The sequence below is a fragment of the Streptomyces sp. GbtcB6 genome (assembly GCF_019091475.1).
Lineage (GTDB): Bacteria > Actinomycetota > Actinomycetes > Streptomycetales > Streptomycetaceae > Streptomyces > Streptomyces hyaluromycini.
Window position 1 is genome coordinate 53,442 of the sequence record NZ_JAGXJL010000034.1, and the last position, 18,592, is coordinate 72,033.

Sequence of the window (18,592 nt, forward strand, 5' to 3'; positions counted from 1 at the left end):
CCACGGCGAACGCCTCGACTGCCCGGAGACAGGCCGCCTCGATCTCGCCGTGATCGCTGACGGTGTCCTCGGCGCCGGTGTAGTGCCCGTGTTCGTCGCGGTCGGCGGGGTCGTACTTGGTCACGCGGTAGACGTAGGGGAGTGGCACCCCCCTATCTTCCAGCACGGCCCTGACACCGCTTCAGGGCAACACCTCTAGACGCGCTCCGCGGTCCCCACGGCCGAGCGGATCTCCGGTGACTCCAGCCGCTCCGCGGCGCGCTCGGCGGTCGCGCGGGCCCAGCGGCCGTTCGTGACGGCGCCGAGGAGCAGGACCGCGAGGCCGCAGCCCGCGAGGATCCACCAGCCGGGGCGGGCCGCGGACACGAACGTGCCGGCGTACGACGACGAGCCGATCCCGGAGGCCAGCACCGCGCCGATCACCGCGACGCCCAGGGTCTGGCCCAGCTGGCGGCTGGTGGAGGCGACCGCGGCGGCCACACCCGCCTGGGTCCTGGGCATGCCCGACACCGCCGTGTTGGTGATCGGGGCGTTCACGAAGCCGAAGCCGATGCCGAACAGGACGTAGCCGAGGAAGAGGGTGGTGTCCGAGGTCTCCGCCTGGAACGCGGCGAACAGGACCGCGCTGGCGGTCATCGCGGCCCCGGCGATCACCAGCGGCAGGCGCGGTCCCCGGCTGCCGACCAGGCGGCCCGCCAGCGGGGCGCACAGGAACATCGGGACCGCCATCGGCAGCATCCACAGGCCCGCGTGCAGGGCGTCCAGTCCGCGCACGTTCTGCAGGTAGAGCGTGGACAGGAACAGGAAGCCGCCGAGCGAGGCGAACGCGCTGATCGCGGTCACGGTCGCGCCGCTGAACGGCGCCGAGCGGAAGAAGCGCAGGTCGATCAGGGGTTCATCGCGCCTCGGCTCGTACCAGAGGAGGCCCAGCAGAGCGGCGAGGGCGATCGCAGCGAAGGGGAGGACTGTGCCCGCGCCCGCCGTCGGCGCCTCGATGATCGCGTATGTGAGGGACCCGAACAGGGCGATGACCAGGACCTGGCCGACCGGGTCGGGGCGGCGGGCCTTCGGCGCCCGGGACTCCGGCACGAAGCGCAGCGTCAGCAGCACGGCCGCGAGGCCCACCGGGATGTTGACCCAGAAGATCGCCCGCCAGCCCACCGACTCCACCAGCAGGCCGCCGACCAGCGGGCCGGCGGCCATGGATATGCCGACCACCGCACCCCACACCCCGATCGCCCGGGCCCGCTCACGCGGGTCGGTGAAGGTGTTGGTGATGATCGACATGGCGACGGGGTTGAGCATCGAACCGCCCACCGCCTGGACCATGCGGAACGCGATCAGCGAGTCGAGGTTCGGCGCCAGGGAGCAGAGCAGCGAGCCGACCGAGAAGACGACCAGGCCCGTCATGAAGACCTTCTTGCGGCCGACCCGGTCGCCCGTCGACCCCGCGAGCATCAGCAGCGAGGCCAGGACCAGTGTGTACGCGTCGATGGTCCACTGCAGACCCGCCGTCGAGGCGTGCAGCTCGCGCTGCATGGACGGCAGTCCGACGTTGAGGGCGGTCGTGTCGAGGCTCACGATCAGCAGGCTCATGCAGCAGATGGCAAGGACGAGCATGCGTCGGCGGGGGCTCAGCTCGGGCATGGCCCCCATCGTACGCCCACTTCGATAGTGCGTCTAACTAATGAGTGATACATGATCGTGACGGGCGGTGCGGGAGGGGCGGTTGTCCACAGGTACGACCAGCGCCGGACGAGCACCGCGCCGCGTACGGGACAATGGGGGAATGCCCGAGCCCACGTCGCCCCTCCAGATCGGCCCGCACACCGTCCGCCCGCCGGTCGTCCTCGCCCCCATGGCGGGGATCACCAACGCGCCCTTCCGGACCCTGTGCCGGCACTTCGCCGAAGGCGAAGCCTTCGCCGGAGGCGAAGCAAAGGTTGGGGCCAGCGGGGGCAAGGGGCTGTTCGTCAGCGAGATGATCACGACCCGGGCGCTGGTCGAGCGCAACGAGAAGACCATGCAGCTGATCCGCTTCGACGAGAGCGAGCAGCCCCGGTCCATCCAGCTGTACGGCGTCGACCCGGCCACCGTCGGCAAGGCCGTCCGCATGATCGCGGAGGAGGGCCTGGCCGACCACATCGACCTGAACTTCGGCTGCCCGGTCCCGAAGGTCACCAGGAAGGGCGGCGGATCCGCCCTCCCGTACAAGCGGAACCTGCTGCGCGCCATCCTGCGCGAGGCGGTGAGCGGCGCCGGTGACCTCCCGGTCACCATGAAGATGCGCAAGGGCATCGACGACGACCACATCACCTACCTCGACGCCGGCCGGATCGCCGTCGAGGAGGGCGTGACCTCGATCGCCCTGCACGGCCGCACCGCCGCCCAGCACTACGGCGGCACCGCCGACTGGGAGGCCATCGCCCGCCTGAAGGAGCACGTCCCGGAGATCCCCGTCCTCGGCAACGGCGACATCTGGTCGGCGGAGGACGCGCTCAGGATGGTGCGGGAGACGGGCTGCGACGGAGTGGTCGTAGGCCGCGGCTGCCTGGGGCGGCCGTGGCTCTTCGCCGACCTGGTCGCCGCCTTCGAGGGCCGTACGGAAGACGTCCTGAAGCCCTCGCTCCGCGAGGTCGCCGACATCATGGTCCGGCACGCCGGCCTGCTCGGCGAGTGGCTCGGCGACGAGTCCAAGGGAGTGGTCGACTTCCGCAAGCACGTCGCCTGGTACCTCAAGGGCTTCGCGGTCGGCAGCGAGATGCGCAAGCGCCTCGCCATCACGTCCTCGCTCGCCGAACTCCGCGCCGGCCTGGACGAACTGGACCTCGACCAGGCCTGGCCGGCCGGCGCCGACGGGCCCCGCGGCCGTACGTCCGGCAACAACCGGGTGGTGCTGCCGGACGGCTGGCTGAAGGACCCGTACGACTGCGCGGGTATCGGCGAGGACGCCGAACTGGATTCGTCCGGCGGCTGAGCCGACACCCGCGGCGGCCGGTGGGGCTAGTTGGTCTTCGGGTGCGGGGTGGAGCCGTACGCCGTCAGGAACTTGTCGCGGAAGGCGCTCATCTTCCACACCGGGGCGTTGTGCGCCGGGCGCAGACCGTCGGTCCAGTTCCAGGAGTCGATCGCGTCAAGGACCTTCGGGTCCTTGGCAACTATCGAGATCGGCACGTCACGGCTGGCGTGGTTGCCGCTGACCCGGGCGATCGGCTGGTGGTCGCCGAGGAAGACGAGCACCGTGTTGTCGTTGCCGTAGCGCTCCAGCCACTCGGTGAGCGCGGTCACCGAGTACTGGACGGACTTGCCGTACTCCTGGCGGGACTTGGTGGTGTCGGCGATGACGTCGGAGGCCTTGTTGCCGGCCTTCTGGATGGCGTTGAAGATCGAGCCGTCGCCCAGCTGGTCCCACGGCACCATCTTCGGGATCGGCGCCCACGGCTGGTGGCTGGAGGTCAGGATCACGAACGACATCCGGGACTTGCCGTCGGCCGGCTTCTTGCTGTGCACCCGGTCCTGGAACTGCTGGAGCGCGTACTGGTCGGGCATCGTCGACCAGCTGAACTTCGGTCCCTTGTAGCCGAGCTGGAAGGCGTTGTAGACCTTGTCGAGGCCGTAGTAGCTCTGCTCCGGCCAGCCCTTCTGGATACCCGGCATCACACCGACCGTGTCGAAGTCACCGGTCTTCTGGAACGCCTTGGTGATGCTGAGGTGGTCGCTGGCCATGACGGTCCGGTAGCGCTGCTGATTGCTGACCCACAGACCCGACATGGTCGTGGAGTGCCCGAGCCAGCTGCTGCCGCCGTAGGTCGCCGACGTCAGCCAGCCGCTCTTCGCGTGGAAGCCGGCCTTCGCGAGCGCCTGGGTCCGGACGGCGAGCGTGTTGTCGACGCCGGGTGCCTCGATCGGGTCCTCGATGGCGCTGCGGCCGTAGCTCTCGATGAACGTGAAGACCACGTCCTTGCCGCGCAGGCTGGTCAGCAGCTGGTCGGGCGGGGTGTTCCCGAAGGCGTCCACCTTGGCGACCTTCTGGAACTCCGCCTCGTCGTGCAGGGTGTCCTTCACCTGACGTGCCTTGATCTCCAGCGTGTTCGCGGTGCTGTCGGCGGCCAGCGGCACGCCGCCGGCGAGCTGGACACCGAAGGAGGAGCAGGTGATCCAGACGACACCGGCGATCAGCGTGCCGCGGGTGGCCCGCCCCGGATGCCGGGCCAGCAGATTGCTCAGCCGGACCGTCGCCAGCGCGAGCAGCACGAACAGCAGCAGCACGAGGACGACGGCACCGACGCTGACGGCGAGGGTGGCCGTCCGGCCCAGCGTGTCCTCCAGATACGACTCCGCGTCGCCGAGCAGGCTCCAGTCCAGGATGGCGTTGAAGCTCCGGCCCAGGTACTGCTTGAACCCCATGTCGAGGGCGTTGACCAGGGTCAGCGCGCCGAGCACGACGCCGAACACCGAGGCCAGCACGATCCGGGGCCGCCGGGGCAGCGCCAGCGCGACGGCGGCCGCGATGATCCCCTCGGACGGCAGCCGCACGAACTTCGCGGGCCCCAGGTCGACGACGGTGTTCGGCATCACCAGCGCCGCGATCACGAGCGCCGCACACAGCACGGTGACGCCGATCGACAGCACGTTGGCAGCGGTGGGATGCGCGTCCCGCCAGCCCTCCCGCCGCTCCCGAACCCGCCCACTCCAGGCGGCCCAGCCGCGACGACGGGGGCGGGGGGCGCCCTCCGGGACGGGGGCGACCTCGGGAGCGCTTTCGGAATCGGGGCCGGGCCGGGAGTCGTCTGCGGCGGCGGCTTCGGGCGCGGGCCCGGGATCGGCCTCGGCCTCGGCGGTGGCTTCGGTCTCGGGTCCGGGGTCGGTCTCCGGTCCAGAATCGGCTTCGGCGGCGGCTTCGGTCTCGGCGATGGCCTCGGGCTTCGGTCCGGCGGCGGCCTCGGCGGCGGCTTCGGTCTCGGCGGGGGCTTCGGGCGCGGGTCCGGGGTCGGCTTCGTCGGCGGCTATGGACTCGGCCTCGTTGGCGGCCTCGGCGGCTATGGGCTCGGCTTCGGTCTCGGTGGCGGCTTCGGGTGCGGCGTCGCTCGGCTCGATGACGGGTGCGGCTTCGTCGGCAGCAGGCTCAGGAGCGCCGGGCGCCTCGGAAGCCCCTTCCTCCCGCTCGGACGTCGGGACTTCGGACTCCTCCGGCGGGATTTCGCGTTCGGTCGGCCCGGACGGCGTGTCCGATGGCTGGCGAATGCTCGTGTGCTGAGACAACCCGGAGGTCCTTCCGTGCGAGACCCGTGAAACGGAGGGCGGGCCGGCGCTCGGAGGCCGAACCCGCCACAATTCCGTACGGCTCTCTTTAGGCCCGTGCTCAGGCCATTCGGCAAACACCGGGCAAACACATCGCCCCTTCGGGGAGCGCGGACAAGCGCTCCGTCAGGGGCGCGGGGCTGTGTCAATTTGCGGCTCCGCCGCGTGGGCGCGACCAGCCCCCACCGGCCCGCACCCGAAACGCGACCCCCTACGCACCCCCCACCGCAGTGAGCAGCGCCAGCGGAGCCGCCGCCGACCGCGACTCCCGCACGCACGCATGCGGATACGGCACCGGCTCCGGATGTGAGTCCCTGCCGTACCCGGCCAGCACCTCCGGCAGCCGGTGGCCGCCCGCCGTCGCCGCGTCCACCAGCCCGTGCGCCACGGCCCGGGCCTCGTCGTGCAGCCCGTACCGGGCCAGCCCCAGCGCGATCAGCGCGTTGTCGTGCGGCCACACCGACCCGCGGTGGTACGACAGCGGGTGGTACGCCGCCTGCCCCGCGGCCAGCGTCCGCACCCCCCACCCCGAGAAGAAGTCCGGCTCCAGCAACCGCCGCCCGACCACCTCCCCGTACTCCTTGTCCAGCAGCCCGGACCACAGCAGATGCCCGGCGTCCGAGGCGAGCGCGTCGACCTGCCGCCCCTCCCCGTCAAGGGCCAGCGCGGGGAAAGCGGCCTCCCGCATCCAGAAGTCCTGCTGGAACCGGTCCCGCAGATCACCGGCGGCCTGTTCGAGCAGCGCCGCGTACGTCTCGTCGGCCCACACCGTCCGCGCCAGCCACGCCGTCCGGCGCAGCGCGTCGTACGCGTACCCCTGCGCCCCCGCGGCCATCACGGTCCCCAGCGGCCGGCTGCCGTCGGCGGAGCAGATCGCGCCGGGGGAGTCCTTCCAGTTCTGGTTGGCGAGGCCGCCCTTGTCCGCGCGGTAGACGAGGTAGCCGCGCGAGGTCAGCCCGCCGTGGTCGAGCATCCAGCCGACGGCCGCGCGCGCGTTGCGCTCCAGCCGCCGGGCCATCGCCGCGTCCCCGGTCTGATCGACATACGCGCCCAGCAGGATCAGGAACAGAGGTGTCGCGTCGACCGACCCGTAGTAACGCCCGTACGGCACCTGCCCGAAGTGGGCCAGCTCGCCGTGCCGTACCTCGTGGACGATCTTCCCCGGCTGGGCCACGGAGTGCGCGCCGGTCTCGGTGGCCTGGGTGGCGGCGAGGGCGGGGAGGGTGGCGGCGGCCAGGTGCGGGCGGTAGGGCAGGGCGAAGAGGGAGGTGAGGAGGGCGTCGCGGCCGAGCAGGGTGAGGAACCAAGGGGCCCCGGCCGCCGGGACCTTGAGCTCCTCGCCGTCCGGGCCGGTGGCCGGCACCTGGAGGGTGGCAAGGTCGGAGAGACCGCGGGCGCAGGCCGCCGCCAGCTCCGGCCAGCCCGTCGGAAAGGCCACGCCCTCCACGAACTCACCCTCCAGCGAGAGGAGTTGTTCGTTCAGCGCGGCCGGGTCGCGGGGCACCCGCAGCGCCCGCCGGTCGCCGTGCGGGCGTGCCATCACCCGTACCAGCAGTTCGGTGGTGCCGTGCGGTTCGAGTTCCAGCGTCCACACCATCCGCCGGGCGCCGGTCCCGGTCTCCTCCACGCCGTCGGGGGCGGGCTCGGCGGTGATCGTCGTAAAGGACCGCCACTCGCCCCGGCGGTAGCCGAACTCCAGCCCGTCGTCGAGGACCTGGCGGGAGCGGACGGCGCCGGCCTTGGTGTAGGTGCGGTGGTCGGCGCGGAGTTCGAACTGGTCGGTGAAGTCGGCGTCGGCGGTGATCGCGAGCCGGATCGTGGTCGGCACCGGGCGGTTGCTGGTGACCCGCAGGGACTCGACGAACGAGCCGTCGCCGACGGCCTGTTCACGGAAGAGCGTGTGTGCGGGCGGTTCCTGGCGGCCGCCGCGCGGGACCAGCACACAGCGCGTGCCGTCCCCGTCGCCGACCGGGGTGAGTGCCTCGGGCAGCGCCCCGTCGACCGTCAGCTGCCAGCGGCTGAGGTGCCGGGCGTCCCGTACGAATAACCCGTCCGGGGAACCGCCGCCCCTTACGCCGCTGATGTCGCCACGGTCGTCCACGGCCGCGAACGTCGCGCCGTGCACGAGCAGATGATGCCGGTCCGTCATCCCCGGTCCCCTCCTTTGTCCATCGGGTCGAACGTGAGGTGTCCACCGAAGACACCTGGTTTTGTCAGCTCTTGTCCAGATTTTGACGTTCGTTGTGTAGCTCTTCGCGCAGTGCGCCGTGCGCTGCGGCGTTCCGCTGGTGGTGCAGGTCCAGCGCGAGCGCCGCGGTCCAGCCGAACCCGGTCGCGCCGCACGCCGCCCCGGTGAACGGGTCGACGTACTCGGCGAAATCGCTCGCGTCGGCCGTCCGTACGACCGCCTCGGCGAGCGCGTCGGCCCGCTCCCGCTCGCCGTGCTCGCGCAGCCCCCGCTCCAGCAGCCAGCCGGTGTTGAACCAGGCGGGCCCGCGCCAGTAGCGGTGCGGGTCGAAGGCCTCGCCGAGCAGGTCGTAACTGGGCACCAGGCGGGTGCCGGTGCCGAAGTGCGGGCCGTCCAGCGTGCGGACGAGCGCGGCCGTGATCTCCCGCGGCAGCTCGGGCAGGAGCAGCGGGACCAGCCCGGAGACCCCGCGCTCGGGGATCAGCGCGCCGCCCGCGCCGCCCGCGCCGCCCTGGCCGTCCGCGCCGCCCCGCAGGTCCCGGCAGAGGAAGATCTCCCTCTCCGGGTCCCACAGCCGGTCCACCAGCGCCGCCGTGAGCCGCTCCGCCCGGGTGTGCCGGGCGGTGCCGGTCGCGCCCAGCTCTTCCGCGATCCGGGCGAGGGCGTGCTCGGAGGCGATGAGCAGCGCGTTGAAGGAAGGGTCCTCGACGGCGAAGTCCCTGGTCCGGTCGGTGTATCCGGCGTCCCGGTAGTCGGCTGCCAGCCGCACGTACCGCCCGTAGTCCAGGTCCGTCGGCCGGTCCTCGGCGGCGCCGTGGTCCAGGTCGGCCCGGCGGAAGGAACGCGCCGGGGCCGGGGTGACCCGGGCCAGGGGGGCGTCCCAGCAGGGGCTGTTGTCCATGCCCTGCTCCCAGGGGTGGACGACGGACGCCAGACCGCCGCCGCCAAGGTCGCGCCGGTGCAGCAGATAGCGGTGCCAGGCGGCGAGCCGCGGGTAGACACCGGCCAGGAAGCCGCGCGCCCGCGACAGCCCCGGGTCGGCGAGGTGCACCAGCCAGGCCGCCAGCGCATGCACCGGTGGCTGCACGATCCCGGAGGTCTGTACGGTGCGCGGGGCGCCCGCAGCGCGCCCCGCGGTCGAGGAGCGCCAGAAGTCGGGGCTCGGGAAGTACGCGTCGAGGGGCACGGAGGGGTTGAACACGATGTGCGGGATCCGCCCGTCGCCCCACTGGGCGGCCAGCAGGGTCTCCAGCTCCGTCTGCGCCCGCAGGGGCGAGAGGTGCCTGAGGCCGATCGCGATGAATGCCGAGTCCCACGACCACTGGTGCGGATACAGGCCCCGGGAGGGCACGGTGGAGCTGCCGGTCCAGTTGTCTTCGAGCACCCGTGCGGCTCTGACGTGCAGGGACCTTCCTCCGGCCGCGCCCGTGGCGGCGGCGGGGCCGGAGCCGGTGGCGCGAGCGGACGGCGGATCGTATGCAATACCGCGATCGAGCGCATGGGTGGTGAGCTGGGCAGTGCGATCCACTCGGGACTCCCCGAAGACGTCCGGCCGGCCGGGTTTGGCAGTGGCTACCGTAGGGTTACGTCTATTTAACACGCAAAACTCAATATGTAATGCAAGCTTGAGAAACACAAGGGGGTGCGCATGACCGGACGTCCCGGGAGGACCGGCAAGGGCGGCGGGCAGGCGAGCGCCGGCGATCTGCTCGAACTGGTGCGCAACGGACGGGCCGTGACGCGCGGAGCACTCCAGCAGGCCACCGGACTCTCCCGCGCGACCGTCGGCCACCGCCTGGACCGCCTGTTCCGCGCGGGCTGGCTGCGCGAGGGCGCCGGCGGCCCGGTCGACTCCCCGCTGGGCGGACGCCCCTCCATCACCCTCGAGTTCGACGACTCCCACGCGGTCGTCCTCGCCGCCGACCTGGAGACCCGCCACGCCCGCGCCGCCGTGCTCTCGCTCACCGGCGAGCTCCTCGCCGAGCACTCGGGCACGCTGGTCATCCAGGACGGCCCGGACGCCGTGCTGGCCGAACTCGGCCGCTGGTTCGCCGAGTTGCTGGAGAAGGCGGGCCACCGCGCGACGGAGGTGTGCGGGATCGGCCTCGCGGTGCCGGGCCCGGTCGACATGGACACCGGCCGGGTGGTCCAGCCGCCGATCATGCCGGGCTGGGACGGCTACGACATAAGGGGCCGGCTGGCCAGGGCGTTCACCGAGCACACGGGCGGGCCGGCCGTCCCGGTCCTGGTGGACAACGACGCGAACCTGCTGGCGTACGGCGAGCAGCGCACGGGATACCCGGACTGCTCGGCGTTCGTCCTGGTCAAGGTCTCGACGGGTATCGGCGCCGGGGTCGTGGTGGACGGCTCCATCTACCGGGGCATCGACGGCGGTGCCGGGGACATCGGCCACATACGGGTGGGCGCGGAGGCGCAGTGCCGGTGCGGTTCGTACGGCTGCCTCGCCGCCGTCGCGAGCGGCGGCGCCGTGGCCCGGCGGCTGGCGGAGGCCGGGGTGCCGGCGGCGTCGGGGTCGGACGTGCGCGACCTGCTCGCCTCGGGCCACCCGGAGGCGGCCGCCCTGGCGCGGGAGGCCGGCCGGCTGGTCGGCGACGTGCTGGCGACGGTCGTGACCCTGCTCAACCCGGGCGTCCTGATGATCGCGGGCGACCTGGCGGGCACCCCGTTCCTCACCGGCGTCCGCGAACTGCTCTACCAGCGGGCGCTGCCCCGCTCCACCGCTCATCTGGACGTCGTGACGTCACGACTGGGGGAGCGGGCCGGGCTGATCGGGGCCGGCGCGCTGGTCGTGGAGCACCTGTACGCGCCGGAGCGGGCGGAGGAGCGGTTGCTGGCGCTGGGCGTGTGACCGGCGCGTTTCCAGCGGGTTCTGGTGTCCGCGGCCGTGTCCGCATGGTGAACTCCGGCGGTCTGTGGCAGCGTGATTCTCGCCACCCTTGATAAGGGTTGCGCTCAGATGAGCGGATCATGGGCGACTGCACTTCTCCAAGGGGTGGCACTGGGTGCCACCCCTTGATCGTTCATCGATCGAAATCAGACGTGCATGATGTCTGCTCACCTGAGCGGAAAGGTGTGGTGTTGAGCGGTCTTGCGTTCAAGAAGTGAAAACACTGGCCGGTCTTCGCTTGCCAAGCTTTGACTTTCGATCCGGTGGCGGACGACTGGTTACGGGCGCATGACACGCAAGTAGACGTACCCAGGCGCCTTCGATCTGGGTATGTTCCTGGCCGTCAGGGCAGCCACCGAGTCCTCGAGGGAGTCGAGACCCGTGTCGGAAAACAAAGATCCCCACGAGGTGAAGTTCGTTTACGACTTCACCGAGGGAAACAAGGACCTCAAGGACCTCCTGGGTGGCAAGGGCGCGAACCTCGCCGAGATGACCAACCTGGGTCTCCCCGTTCCCCCGGGCTTCACCATCACGACGGAAGCCTGCAAGGTCTACCTCGACAGCGGCGAGGAACCGGTGGCACTGCGTGACGAGGTGAGTGCGCACCTCGACGCGCTGGAGCAGCGGATGGGCAAGAAGCTCGGCCAGGCCGACGACCCGCTCCTGGTCTCGGTCCGCTCCGGCGCCAAGTTCTCCATGCCCGGCATGATGGACACGGTCCTGAACATCGGCCTCTCCGACAAGTCGGTGCAGGGCCTCGCCAAGCAGGCCGGCGACGACCGCTTCGCCTGGGACTCCTACCGCCGCCTCATCCAGATGTTCGGCAAGACGGTCCTCGGCGTGGACGGCGAGCTCTTCGAGGAGGCGCTGGACGCGGCGAAGGAGGCCAAGAAGGTCACCGTCGACACCGACCTGGAGGCCGCCGACCTCAAGAAGCTGGTCACCAGGTTCAAGAAGATCGTCAAGACCGAGGCCGGCCGGGACTTCCCGCAGGACCCGCGCGAGCAGATGGACCTCGCCATCAAGGCGGTCTTCGAGTCCTGGAACACCGACCGCGCCAAGCTCTACCGCCGCCAGGAGCGCATCCCCGGCGACCTCGGCACCGCGGTCAACGTCTGCTCGATGGTCTTCGGCAACCTCGGCCCCGACTCCGGCACCGGCGTCGCCTTCACCCGCGACCCCGCCTCCGGTCACCAGGGCGTCTACGGCGACTACCTCCAGAACGCCCAGGGCGAGGACGTGGTCGCGGGCATCCGCAACACGGTCCCGCTGGCGGAGCTGGAGAACATCGACAAGAAGTCGTACGACCAGCTGATGCAGATCATGGAGACGCTGGAGAACCACTACAAGGACCTCTGCGACATCGAGTTCACGATCGAGCGCGGCCAGCTGTGGATGCTCCAGACCCGCGTCGGCAAGCGCACGGCGGGCGCGGCCTTCCGTATCGCGACCCAGCTGGTCGACCAGGGCCTGATCGACGAGACCGAGGCCCTCCAGCGCGTCACCGGCGCCCAGCTCGCCCAGCTGATGTTCCCCCGCTTCGACGAGCAGGCGAAGGCCCAGCAGGTCGGCCGCGGCATCGCGGCCTCGCCCGGCGCGGCGGTGGGCAAGGCGGTCTTCGACTCGTACACGGCCGTCAAGTGGTCCCGCTCCGGCGAGAAGGTCATCCTGGTCCGCCGCGAGACGAACCCGGACGACCTGGACGGCATGATCGCCGCCGAGGGCATCCTGACCTCCCGGGGCGGCAAGACCTCCCACGCGGCCGTCGTCGCCCGCGGCATGGGCAAGACGTGCGTGTGCGGCGCGGAGGAGCTCGAGGTCGACACGAAGCGCCGCCGCATGACGGTCCCCGGCGGCCACGTGGTCGAGGAGGGCGACGTCATCTCCATCGACGGCTCGTCGGGCAAGGTCTACCTGGGCGAGGTACCCGTCGTACCCTCCCCGGTCGTCGAGTACTTCGAGGGCCGCATGCACGCGGGCGCCCAGGACGCCGGCGAACTGGTCGAGGCGGTCCACCGCATCATGGCGTTCGCGGACCGCAAGCGCCGCCTGCGGGTGCGCGCCAACGCCGACAACGCCGAGGACGCCCTGCGCGCCCGCCGCTTCGGCGCCCAGGGCATCGGCCTGTGCCGCACCGAGCACATGTTCCTCGGCGACCGCCGCGAACTGGTGGAACGCCTGATCCTGGCCGACACGGAGGAAGACCGAGAGGAGTCCTTGCGGGCCCTCCTCCCCCTCCAGAAGAAGGACTTCGTCGAACTCCTCTCGGCGATGGACGGCCTCCCGGTCACGGTCCGCCTCCTAGACCCCCCGCTCCACGAGTTCCTCCCGGACATCACGGAACTCTCCGTCCGCGTGGCCCTCGCCGAGTCCCGCCAGGAACCCCACGAGAACGAACTCCGCCTCCTCCAGGCCGTCCACCGCCTGCACGAGCAGAACCCGATGCTGGGCCTGCGCGGCGTACGCCTGGGCCTGGTCATCCCCGGCCTGTTCACGATGCAGGTCCGCGCCATCGCCGAGGCCGCCGCGGAACGCAAGAACGCGAAGGGCGACCCCCGTGCGGAGATCATGATCCCGCTGGTCGGCACGGTCCAGGAGCTGGAGATCGTCCGCGAGGAGGCCGACCAGGTCATCGCCGAGGTGGAAGCGGCGACGGGCACCAGCCTCAAACTCTCGATCGGCACGATGATCGAGCTCCCGCGGGCGGCCCTGACGGCCGGCCAGATCGCCGAAGCGGCGGAGTTCTTCTCCTTCGGCACGAACGACCTGACCCAGACGGTCTGGGGCTTCAGCCGCGACGACGTCGAAGCCTCCTTCTTCACGGCCTACCTGGAGAAGGGCATCTTCGGGGTCTCCCCCTTCGAGACGATCGACCGGGACGGCGTCGGCTCCCTGGTGGCGGCAGCGGCGAAGGCCGGCCGCGCCACCCGCCCCGACCTGAAACTGGGCGTCTGCGGCGAACACGGCGGCGACCCGGAGTCGGTCCACTTCTTCCACGAGGTAGGCCTGGACTACGTCTCCTGCAGCCCGTTCCGCATCCCGGTGGCCCGCCTGGAAGCGGGCCGGGCGGCGACCCAGTCGACGGGCAGCGACCACCGCTGAGGCGCTTGAGGCGCTGCCTTCGAACCCCGGGTCCGCCGTCCGTCCCCGACCCTCAAGACCGATGGACGGCGGCCCCGGCACGCAAGAAGAGGGGCGGCACCCTGTGCGGGGGTGCCGCCCCTCCGTGCATTGCCGTTGAACCCGCGTGACGCCGCTGTGCCCTCGTCGTGCCCTCCGGGTGCGGCTGGGCCCCGTCACGCCCTGTGGCGGAACCGAGCAGGTTTGCCGGCGCAGTTCAGCGCAGCAGCACGGCGGCCTCCGCACGGAGCCGTGCGGCTCGGCCGGAGCACCGGGGCGCAAGGTTTTCACAAGGTCCGTGGCACACCGTCTGGTGTGCCACGCGGAACGCCGCTGAGCGGAGCCATCGGCGAACTCGGTGTCCGCGGGCACGGGACGAGTCGGGCCTCCGGCCCACTGCCTGTCCCACCCCACCGTGACATCTCTTCAACAGAAAGAGGGAGACATGCGCATGCCGTTCCTCAAGCGGACTCTCGCCATGGCGTTCGCCATGGCTGCCGGCGCGGCCGTCTTCTCTGCCACGCCCGCCAGCGCCAGTACCTACAACGGATGCGTGTACCCCCGCGTCTGCTTCTACCTCACCGACAGCGACTGGAACGCGGGCTCGCCCACCGCCGCCTATCAGGACGTCACCAGCTACTACCAAACCCTCGGCTCGAAGAGCAAGGGCGCCAACTACGTGTATAACACCCGCAACGACGACCGGGCCTACCTGCGGTACCTGTACGGCGGAGACACGTACTACACCTGCCTGGCGCCGAACGAAGGGGTCTACTTCTCCTCTTCCTTCACGGTGACCGGCATCGAGATCCAGACGGCGTCCAGCTGCTGACAACAGCGCGCTGCGTGGGCCCCGGCGCCGGGAGGCATCGGGGCCCGCATGTCCGGCCGGCTGGTCCACGCGGCCACCGACGCGGCACGGTGTGTCCAGGCGAGCGGGGGTACCGCCACCGGGCTCGCCGTCGCGGCCGTGCCGGTGAGGACGGGCCCGTCAGAGCAGTCCCAGGTCGCCGAGTTCCTTGTACAGGTCGGCGCGTGCGGAATCGGAACCCGGGCCGGAGCCGGAGCCGGAGCCGGAACCGGGGCCGGGCTGTGGGGTGTTGTCGCCGGCCGGGGTTCGGGGGGTGATGGCGGCGGTGGCCGGTCGTGGTGCGCGGCGGTCGCGGAAGAGCCAGGCTCCGGCCAGGCCCCCGAGCAGCCCGCCGAGGTGGCCGAGCCAGCTCACGCCCGGTGTGCCGGGTACGGCCACGGTGAGGAGGTAGGCGAAGGACGCGCCCATGACGATCCCGACCAGCGTGTCGATCAGGTGCCGGTCGAAGAGTCCTCGTACGACGACGTAGCCGAAGTATCCGAAGATCAGGCCGCTGGCGCCGACCGTCGCGACGTTGCCGTGCTCGAAGAACCAGACCACCAGGCCGCTGCTCAGCGCGATCAGCAGGGTCAGTCCGAGGAACCGCACCACCCCTCGGTAGGCGGCGAGGAACCCGAAGACGAACAGGGGGCCCGAGTTGCTCTCGATGTGCGCCCAGCTCCAGTGCAGCAGCGGCGCGACCAGGATGTCGGGCAGTGTGCCGACGTCGCCGGAGACCACCGCGTAGTCCCGTGCGAGGGCGTAGTGGTCGGCCCAGTTGGCCAGTTGCACGAGCCAGACGACCGCGAGCAGGCCGAACATCACGAAGAACGCCTTCCGCGCCTCCGCGATCATCTGCTCGGGACTCATCGGTACCAGGCCGGTCCGGTTCCTTTTCGGCGCATCCATGGCAGGCTCCCCCTCGAACGGATGTCGCGTCCCCACCACGGCGCACTCTACGGCAGCCCGGTGAGAGGACCCGGGGTGCTGTCACGCGGCCACCGGGCCGGTTCCGCCCACAGGTCCGCCGGTACGACGCCGACGGAGCGGCCGTGCTCGTCGAGCAGGCGGCCGAGGAGTTTGTCCTGGCGCAGGGTGACGACCCGGTCCGCGATGTCGAGGGTCGGGTGGGTCGTCGCCAGGTGGGTCTCCAGGCGCAGGATGTCGCTGACCGAGTGCAGGCTGGCCTGGAGGATGAGGTTCTGGGGGCCGCTGATGGCGGCGCAGTTGCGGGTTTCGGGCAGGCGGATGAGGGACTGGCCGACCTCGGGGAGGTCGGCGGGCGGCACCCTGGCCCAGAAGGTGACGGCGACCGGCCAGCCGCCGAGGGGGCGGGCGAAGTCGCAGCGGAAGCGGAGGAGGCCGTGGCGGGTGAGGGCCTCGACGCGGCGTTTGGCGGTGGACAGGCTGACGTCGAGGTCCCGTGCCAGGGTCTGGTAGGGCGCCCGGCCGTCGTGGGCGAGGCGGACGGCGAGGGCGCGGTCGAAGGCGGTGAGCTGCCGCTGGGCGGTCCGCCGGGCGGCGGCGGCCGTCGTCCGGGCCGGGGGCGGGGCCGTCAGCCGGGCGCGTTGGGCCGGGGCCAGGGCGGCGATGCGCCAGCGGCCGCCCTCGGTGAACATGTGGGTGACGATCCGGGACCGTACGGCGGTGATGCCCGGCAGGTGGGGGAGCAGGTCGAGGGTGTAGCGGGACAGGGCCGGCAGGTCGCGGGTGGCGACGGTGGCGAGGATGTCGTGGCCCGAGGCCGTCCGCTCGATCGTCACCATGTGGGGGTGGGCGCCCAGGGCCCCGGCGACCCGGGCCGTGCTTCCCGGAGCGCAGTCGATCACGACGTACGCCACGCAGATCTGCTCCAGCAGGCGCGGGCCGGGGGAGAAGCCGACCCAGGCCGTGCCCTGCGCGGAGAGGCGGTGGAAGCGGCGGGCCACCGTGACCGGGTCGACGCCCAGGGCGCGGCCGAGCTCGGTCCAGGAGGCCCGCGGGCTGAGCTGCAGCGCGTTGACCAGCGCCAGCTCGTCCTCGCTCAGCAGAGCCGGTACGGCCGGAACGGCGGCAGCATCCTGCGTCTTCCCGCTCTCAGAGCCGGAATCCTGCGTTTCGGAGCCGTCGTGCGCCACTCTCCCATTGTGTACTTCGAGGGGCCCGCACCCCGCGGGCGCAGTCGTGAGGAAGGGCCGGATCATGGCGTTCGCCGACTACCAGAACGAGATCTACCTCGACGGGCTGCGCGGCGTGGTGCCGCGGTTCCCGATGACGTACGACGATCTGGAGCCGCTGGCCCAGGCCGCGATGCCCGCATCGGTGCGCTCGTACGTCGCGGGCGGCGCCGGCGACGAGCGGACGCAGCGGGCCAATGTCGGCGCGTTCGAGCGCTGGGGGCTGGTGCCGCGCATGCTGGTGGGGGCCACGGAGCGGGATCTGTCCGTCGACCTGTTCGGGATGCGGCTGCCCTCGCCGCTGTTCATGGCCCCGGTCGGGGTGATCGGGCTGTGCGCGCAGGACGGGCACGGTGACCTCGCCGTCGCCCGCGCCGCCGCCCGTACCGGCGTACCGATGGTCGCCTCCACGCTGACCGTGGATCCGCTGGAGCAGGTGGCCGGCGAGTTCGGCGCCACCCCGGGGTTCTTCCAGCTCTACACCCCCACCGACCGGGAGCTGGCCGAGAGCCTGGTGCACCGGGCCGAGAAGGCAGGGTTCAAGGGGATCGTGGTCACCCTGGACACCTGGATCACCGGCTGGCGGCCGCGCGACCTGAGCGTCAGCAACTTCCCGCAGCTGCGCGGGAACTGCCTGGCCAACTACACCAGCGACCCCGTCTTCCGCGCCCGTCTCGGCAAGAACCCGGAGGACGACCCGCAGGCCACCGTCGCGCTCTGGGCGGGGATCTTCGGCAACCCGCTCACCTGGAACGACCTGCCCTGGCTGCGGTCGATCACCGACCTGCCGCTGATCCTCAAGGGCGTCTGCCACCCCGAGGACGTACGCCGTGCCAAGGACGCCGGGGTGGACGGCGTCTACTGCTCCAACCACGGCGGCCGCCAGGCCAACGGCGGCCTGCCCGCCCTCGACGCGCTGCCGGAGGTGGTCGAGGCCGCCGACGGCCTGCCCGTCCTGTTCGACTCCGGTGTCCGGACGGGAGCCGACATCGTCAAGGCGGTCGCACTGGGCGCCACCGCCGTGGGCGTCGGCCGTCCTTACGCGTACGGTCTCGCCCACGGCGGTGAGGCCGGCCTCGTCCACATCCTGCGGGCGCTGCTCGCCGAGGCCGACCTGATCATGGCCGTCGACGGCTACCCGACGCTCGCCGACCTCACCCCGGAGGCGCTCCGGCGGGTCCTCTGACCGGAACGGCCGTGCTGTCGGTCGGTCGGCCGGTCAGTCGGTGCCGGCCGTGACCTGCTCCCAGCGGGCGTACTCGTCCATCAGCTCGGCGAAGCGGCCGCGCACCATCTCCAGGCCGGCGGTGGCCACCGCCAGGTGCAGCGGGGGCGCGTCGGTGCCGGTCACGTCGGCGACGGCCGCCATGGACTTCACCAGGTTGCCGCGCACCGCCTGCTCGGAGAACTCGGCCATGGTGGCGTAGGCGGGCGCGTAGTCCGGGATGGAGGTGGCGGGGAGCTTCGCGTTGCCCTCGAAGCCGGTGTCGAAGCCCGCCGGTTCGACCAGGGTGACGTGGATACCGAGCGGGGCGAGCTCCAGGGCCAGGCCCTCCGTCAGGTTCTGCACGGCGCTCTTGGAGGCGCAGTACACGGCCATCGTGGGCAGGCTGACGTGGCCGCCCATGGAGCCGATGTTGAGGATGTGGCCCGAGCGGCGCTCCCGCATGTGCGGGAGGACGGCCTGGATCACCTGGACCAGGCCCACCACGTTGGTCTCCAGCTGGTCGCGCAGCTGGTCGGGGCTGATCTCCTCGACGGCGCCGACCTGGCCGTAGCCGGCCGCGTTGACCAGGGCGTCGACGGCGCCGAAACGGTCGACGGTCGCCTTGACGGCCTGCTCGACGCTCGCGGTGTCGGTGACGTCGAGGCGGGTGACCAGGACGTTGCCGAGGCCGGCGAAGGCCGGGTTGGCCTTGGCGGTGTCACGCATGGTGGCCGCCACGTTCCAGCCGCGTGCGGCGTACTCGAAGGTGAGTGCCTCTCCCATGCCGGTGGAGGCGCCGGTGATCAGAACGGTCTTGCTCATGATGCTCTCTCTCGTGTTCTCGTGCTCTCGTGCACTCGTG

Annotated in this window: 12 protein-coding genes; 5 read left to right on the forward strand and 7 right to left on the reverse strand. The window is 71.5% G+C overall.

Annotated elements, in window-relative coordinates; translation table 11 throughout:
- Nucleotides 1-195: 195 nt before the first annotated feature.
- Nucleotides 196-1,647, reverse strand: a complete 1,452-nt coding sequence (locus KVT45_RS39335; RefSeq protein ID WP_217554114.1) for an MFS transporter — start codon at nt 1,645-1,647, stop codon at nt 196-198.
- A gap of 142 nt (nt 1,648-1,789) precedes the next feature.
- On the opposite strand from KVT45_RS39335, the gene dusB reads away from it, so the two are divergent.
- Entirely contained in the window at nt 1,790-2,977 is a 1,188-nt protein-coding gene (gene dusB / locus KVT45_RS39340) for a tRNA dihydrouridine synthase DusB (protein ID WP_217554115.1), read from the forward strand.
- A gap of 26 nt (nt 2,978-3,003) precedes the next feature.
- Here dusB and KVT45_RS39345 read toward each other — a convergent pair whose 3' ends face one another.
- From KVT45_RS39345 to KVT45_RS39355, 3 genes are all read right to left on the reverse strand, one after another.
- Nucleotides 3,004-4,575 (reverse strand): sulfatase-like hydrolase/transferase, encoded by a 1,572-nt coding sequence (locus KVT45_RS39345; protein WP_308311008.1) that lies wholly within the window; start codon nt 4,573-4,575, stop codon nt 3,004-3,006.
- Nucleotides 4,576-5,512: 937 nt separating this feature from the next.
- Nucleotides 5,513-7,450, reverse strand: a complete 1,938-nt coding sequence (locus KVT45_RS39350; protein ID WP_217554116.1) for a glycogen debranching N-terminal domain-containing protein — start codon at nt 7,448-7,450, stop codon at nt 5,513-5,515.
- A gap of 64 nt (nt 7,451-7,514) precedes the next feature.
- Nucleotides 7,515-9,017 (reverse strand): hypothetical protein, encoded by a 1,503-nt coding sequence (locus KVT45_RS39355; protein ID WP_308311002.1) that lies wholly within the window; start codon nt 9,015-9,017, stop codon nt 7,515-7,517.
- A gap of 120 nt (nt 9,018-9,137) precedes the next feature.
- On the opposite strand from KVT45_RS39355, the gene KVT45_RS39360 reads away from it, so the two are divergent.
- From KVT45_RS39360 to KVT45_RS39370, 3 genes are all read left to right on the forward strand, one after another.
- Nucleotides 9,138-10,358, forward strand: a complete 1,221-nt coding sequence (locus tag KVT45_RS39360; protein WP_217554117.1) for an ROK family transcriptional regulator — start codon at nt 9,138-9,140, stop codon at nt 10,356-10,358.
- A 420-nt stretch (nt 10,359-10,778) separates the two neighbouring features.
- Nucleotides 10,779-13,499 carry a pyruvate, phosphate dikinase gene (gene ppdK / locus KVT45_RS39365; RefSeq protein WP_217554118.1) on the forward strand — a complete coding sequence of 907 codons (2,721 nt, stop codon included), beginning with the start codon at nt 10,779-10,781 and terminating at the stop codon, nt 13,497-13,499.
- 463 nt (nt 13,500-13,962) lie between these two features.
- The gene (locus tag KVT45_RS39370; RefSeq protein ID WP_217554119.1) at nt 13,963-14,349 is read left to right on the forward strand and encodes a hypothetical protein; all 387 of its coding nucleotides are present in this window, start codon (nt 13,963-13,965) and stop codon (nt 14,347-14,349) included.
- Nucleotides 14,350-14,508: 159 nt separating this feature from the next.
- Here the strand turns inward: KVT45_RS39370 and KVT45_RS39375 are convergent, their stop codons facing one another.
- Both KVT45_RS39375 and KVT45_RS39380 read right to left on the reverse strand, forming a co-directional pair.
- A complete protein-coding gene (locus KVT45_RS39375; protein WP_254648017.1) occupies nt 14,509-15,276 on the reverse strand; it encodes a rhomboid family intramembrane serine protease in 768 nt (255 codons plus the stop codon).
- Nucleotides 15,277-15,323: 47 nt separating this feature from the next.
- Entirely contained in the window at nt 15,324-16,484 is a 1,161-nt protein-coding gene (locus KVT45_RS39380) for an Lrp/AsnC family transcriptional regulator (RefSeq protein WP_308311003.1), read from the reverse strand.
- A 64-nt stretch (nt 16,485-16,548) separates the two neighbouring features.
- On the opposite strand from KVT45_RS39380, the gene KVT45_RS39385 reads away from it, so the two are divergent.
- Nucleotides 16,549-17,709: a lactate 2-monooxygenase gene (locus tag KVT45_RS39385; RefSeq protein ID WP_217554122.1), complete on the forward strand. Its 1,161-nt coding sequence runs from the start codon at nt 16,549-16,551 to the stop codon at nt 17,707-17,709.
- A gap of 33 nt (nt 17,710-17,742) precedes the next feature.
- Here KVT45_RS39385 and KVT45_RS39390 read toward each other — a convergent pair whose 3' ends face one another.
- A complete protein-coding gene (locus tag KVT45_RS39390; RefSeq protein ID WP_217554123.1) occupies nt 17,743-18,552 on the reverse strand; it encodes an SDR family NAD(P)-dependent oxidoreductase in 810 nt (269 codons plus the stop codon).
- Between the last annotated feature and the right edge of the window lie 40 nt (nt 18,553-18,592).

What these genes read in the sequence shown, in the direction of transcription:
- KVT45_RS39335 (WP_217554114.1), bottom strand. Translation starts at nt 1,647, where the DNA reads ATGCCCGAGCTGAGCCCCCGCCGACGCATGCTCGTCCTTGCCATCTGC.
- dusB (WP_217554115.1), top strand. Translation starts at nt 1,790, where the DNA reads ATGCCCGAGCCCACGTCGCCCCTCCAGATCGGCCCGCACACCGTCCGC.
- KVT45_RS39345 (WP_308311008.1), bottom strand. Translation starts at nt 4,575, where the DNA reads ATGCCGAACACCGTCGTCGACCTGGGGCCCGCGAAGTTCGTGCGGCTG.
- KVT45_RS39350 (WP_217554116.1), bottom strand. Translation starts at nt 7,450, where the DNA reads ATGACGGACCGGCATCATCTGCTCGTGCACGGCGCGACGTTCGCGGCC.
- KVT45_RS39360 (WP_217554117.1), top strand. Translation starts at nt 9,138, where the DNA reads ATGACCGGACGTCCCGGGAGGACCGGCAAGGGCGGCGGGCAGGCGAGC.
- KVT45_RS39370 (WP_217554119.1), top strand. Translation starts at nt 13,963, where the DNA reads ATGCGCATGCCGTTCCTCAAGCGGACTCTCGCCATGGCGTTCGCCATG.
- KVT45_RS39375 (WP_254648017.1), bottom strand. Translation starts at nt 15,276, where the DNA reads ATGGATGCGCCGAAAAGGAACCGGACCGGCCTGGTACCGATGAGTCCC.
- KVT45_RS39385 (WP_217554122.1), top strand. Translation starts at nt 16,549, where the DNA reads ATGGCGTTCGCCGACTACCAGAACGAGATCTACCTCGACGGGCTGCGC.
- KVT45_RS39390 (WP_217554123.1), bottom strand. Translation starts at nt 18,552, where the DNA reads ATGAGCAAGACCGTTCTGATCACCGGCGCCTCCACCGGCATGGGAGAG.